The organism is uncultured Corynebacterium sp. (assembly GCF_945649885.1).
GTDB lineage: Bacteria > Actinomycetota > Actinomycetes > Mycobacteriales > Mycobacteriaceae > Corynebacterium.
Genome location: NZ_CALZFS010000194.1, coordinates 1 through 3,044, shown reverse-complemented (window position 1 = coordinate 3,044; position 3,044 = coordinate 1). Strand labels below are relative to the sequence as shown.

5 protein-coding genes and 1 other RNA gene are annotated in these 3,044 nt (G+C 61.5%); 4 read left to right on the top strand and 2 right to left on the bottom strand.

Annotation, left to right across the window (positions count from 1 at the left end; translation table 11 throughout):
• The first annotated feature begins 55 nt into the window (after positions 1 to 55).
• The 3 genes from smpB to ssrA all read left to right on the top strand — a co-directional run bounded on the left by smpB (position 56) and on the right by ssrA (position 1,360).
• Complete coding sequence (gene smpB / locus Q0M74_RS13645) at positions 56 to 550, top strand: SsrA-binding protein SmpB (RefSeq protein WP_293955369.1); 495 nt, start codon at positions 56 to 58, stop codon at positions 548 to 550.
• Between the two features lies 1 nt (position 551).
• Positions 552 to 920: a DUF488 domain-containing protein gene (locus Q0M74_RS13640; RefSeq protein WP_293955367.1), complete on the top strand. Its 369-nt coding sequence runs from the start codon at positions 552 to 554 to the stop codon at positions 918 to 920.
• Positions 921 to 983: 63 nt separating this feature from the next.
• Positions 984 to 1,360, top strand: a transfer-messenger RNA (tmRNA) gene (gene ssrA / locus Q0M74_RS13635).
• Between the two features lie 44 nt (positions 1,361 to 1,404).
• Here ssrA and Q0M74_RS13630 read toward each other — a convergent pair.
• Positions 1,405 to 1,935 (bottom strand): cytidine deaminase, encoded by a 531-nt coding sequence (locus tag Q0M74_RS13630; protein WP_293955365.1) that lies wholly within the window; start codon positions 1,933 to 1,935, stop codon positions 1,405 to 1,407.
• Here Q0M74_RS13630 and Q0M74_RS13625 point away from each other — a divergent pair.
• Entirely contained in the window at positions 1,857 to 2,378 is a 522-nt protein-coding gene (locus Q0M74_RS13625; RefSeq protein WP_293955363.1) for a hypothetical protein, read from the top strand. The two genes, Q0M74_RS13630 and Q0M74_RS13625, sit on opposite strands and share 79 nt — an antisense overlap.
• A gap of 176 nt (positions 2,379 to 2,554) precedes the next feature.
• Here Q0M74_RS13625 and Q0M74_RS13620 read toward each other — a convergent pair.
• Positions 2,555 to 3,044: ABC transporter permease subunit (locus Q0M74_RS13620; protein WP_293955361.1), on the bottom strand; the 490-nt coding region annotated here is incomplete at its 5' end.

The window sequence follows — 3,044 nt, the reverse complement described above, 5'->3', positions numbered from 1 at the left end:
TGACACTGAGGTTCTACGTCCGCAAGTAAAAGCTCTGCCGTACACTTAAGGGGCTATGGCCAAGAAAAAGAAGAAAGTTGATGAGAACAATCAAGTTCTCGCAACTAACCGGAAGGCCCGCCATGACTACCAGATACTTGATACCTGGGAGGCGGGCGTGGTGCTGCTCGGCACCGAAATCAAATCCCTGCGTGAAGGCAAGGCATCACTTGTGGATGCTTTCGCCACCATTGACAACGGTGAAGTCTGGTTCCACAACCTGCACATTCCCATCTACTCCATGGGCAGCTGGACCAACCACACTCCTAAACGCACCCGCAAACTCCTGCTGAACCGCCATGAGATCGATTCCCTCATGGGTAAGGTCCGCGACGGCAACCGCACCTTGGTGCCGCTGAAGCTCTACCTGAAGAACGGCCGGGTCAAACTTGAACTCGGACTGGCCCAGGGTAAGCAGGACTATGACAAGCGTCAGGACATCAAACGACGCACTGAGGAACGTGAGGTCACCCGTGAACTAGGCCGTCGAGTCAAGGGAATCACCGGCTGACATGACCGTACACATTGCGAAGGTGCACGATGTTCTCAAAGGTGAGAAGGTCTACGGCACCACTGTGCTCGTAGATAGGTTGTGGCCCCGCGGTGTGTCCAAGGAAGATCTTCAACCAGACCACTGGTTTAAAGATGTCGCACCGAGTACTGAACTGCGCAAATGGTTCGGACACGAGGCCTCAAAATTTTCTGAATTCAGCAGCCGATACAGGGAAGAACTGTCCCAATCAGACAGCGAAGAACTGGAAAAGCTTATCGACGCCGCCTCCCGCGGCGCAGTCACCTTTCTCTACGGCGCAGCCGACCGCGAACACAACCACGCGGTGGTCTTAATGGAGTGGCTTAATGAAACACCCTTGCCAAAATAGTGGAGTGTGCAGTAGAGTGAACTTCTCTGTGGAACTCGCACGAGCCCACCACAGACAACCAACGGGGCTGACATGGTTTCGACTGCGTTGATTGAGCCAGGGGAAGCGTGCCGGTGAAGGCTGGAGACCACCGTGAGCGTCGCAGCAAACCAATAAGCGCCGAGAAGTCTCAGCGCGACTACGCCCTCGCTGCCTAAGTAGCGACCGCGTGTCTGTCAGCCCAGGGATGTTCCTGCCCTGGATCCTGGCATCGACTAAGGAACTTGCTATCCAACCGCGTCAGCGGGGTTGGATGGGACTTTTCACCGCTGACTGGGCTCATCATCCGGAAGAGTTCGACCTAGCCGGAGAGCCGAGCAGAGATCCACGCGCGAACTGCGCACGGAGAAGCCCTGGCGAAGTAACGTAGGACCCGGGTTCAATTCCCGGCAGCTCCACCGAAGAGGGAAACCCCAGACCATCACTGGTCTGGGGTTTTCCTCTTTTACACTGCCGGTGTCACCCAGTAGTCGAGGTGAACGTCCTTGAGCCTCTTCCACGTCGGGGTCGTGGGATCGTCCGGGTGTGCCACGGCGACCATGACGCCCGGACCGTGGATCGCGAGACGCTCCCGGCAGACCCCGCAGGGGTTGAGAACCAGGTACCGGCCGTCAGGGTGCCGAGCCAGGCAGATTGACGCCACGAGGCGCTGGCCCATGCGGTAGGCGGCGCAGAAAGGCTCGGTCTCATGGCACAACTCCACACCGGCGTTGAGGACCTCGGGGGCGGTGCCGACCAGCACGGTGTCGTCGGCAAGCAGCATCGCTGCGGCGCCCGGAAAGCCCTCAGCGGCGGGGAAACCCGATTCGATGGAGGCCTGGCATTCATCAAAAAGCCCGGGCCCAGAGGGCTCGGGCTTCCCCGGCGCAACGTCGGTTGCGGTGTTAAGTTCTGGACATGCAGAAGCCTTTCGAGGATCTGTCCCGGGAGTTTGCCGCGTCCATCGCCGAGGTGGTGGACGCCCACGCCGGGACATTCGACGGGCAAAAGGTCACGGGGCTGGCGCTGTGCCCCGCCGATGACCACCTGGTGCCGTACCTGGGTGTGGTGTTCGCCGGGGACACGGATGACCCGGACGCCCCGATCGAAGAGGTCTATGGCCAGTGGAGCCCGGAGGAATCCGGGGAGGAGATCAGCAACGAGCGCCTGGATGCTGCCAGCAACAGCACCAATGATCTCGCGTCGGCCTGGCCGGAGGAGGGCTGGGCCAGCTTCGGCCCGCTGCTCCGCCAGGCTCTGGTGGAGGCCCTCGGTGCCCCGGCGGTGCGGGAGGCACTCACTCGCAACGGGTGGGACCCGTTCCTGTACCTGTTCCTGGCGGGTGAAGGTGTGGTGGATGGGGAATCGCTGCCCGTGCTCAATCCCGGTCGCCAGGCGGATCCGGATTACCGGGCGCTCGAGCGCCTGACGGGCGTCTAATTACCGGCACCGGGCACACGGACTGCGCAAGAGTAGTAAAGATCAGGGTTTACGGGGCCCGAATTCGGACCATCTTCACTACTCTTGCGCAGTCTGCGCCCCTGATCACTCAGGGACGCGGCGGGTGGTGCCACTACTCCCGGTGCCCAAGGGGTGCGGCACCGGGAGCGGACGGGCTATCCCTTCACCGCACCGGTGATGCCGGAGACGATGTAGCGCTGCAGGATGATGAACAGCAGCACGACGGGGGCGGCGGCGATGACGGCGCCGGCGGTGAACACGCCCCAGTTCTCGCCGAACTGGACGGAGACGAACTGGTAGAGGCCGACGGCCAGGGTCCACTTCTGGGGATCCTGCAGGACGATCTGCGCCATGAGGAAGTCGGAGAAGCTGGCCACGAAGGCGAGCATGCCGACGACCACGAGGGACGGGGTGATCAGGGGCAGGACGATGCGCCAGTAGACCTGGGCGTGGGAGGCGCCGTCGATGACGGCGGCCTTGTCGATCTCGGTGGGCACGGTGTTGAAGAAGCCGAACATGAGGAAGGTGTTCGAGCCGAGTGAGCCGCCGAGGTAGATGAGGATCAGTCCGGGCAGGGAGTTCAGGCCCAGCCAGGGGTAGACGGACTTGATGGAGAACATGAGCAGGAAGATCGCGACGAAGGCG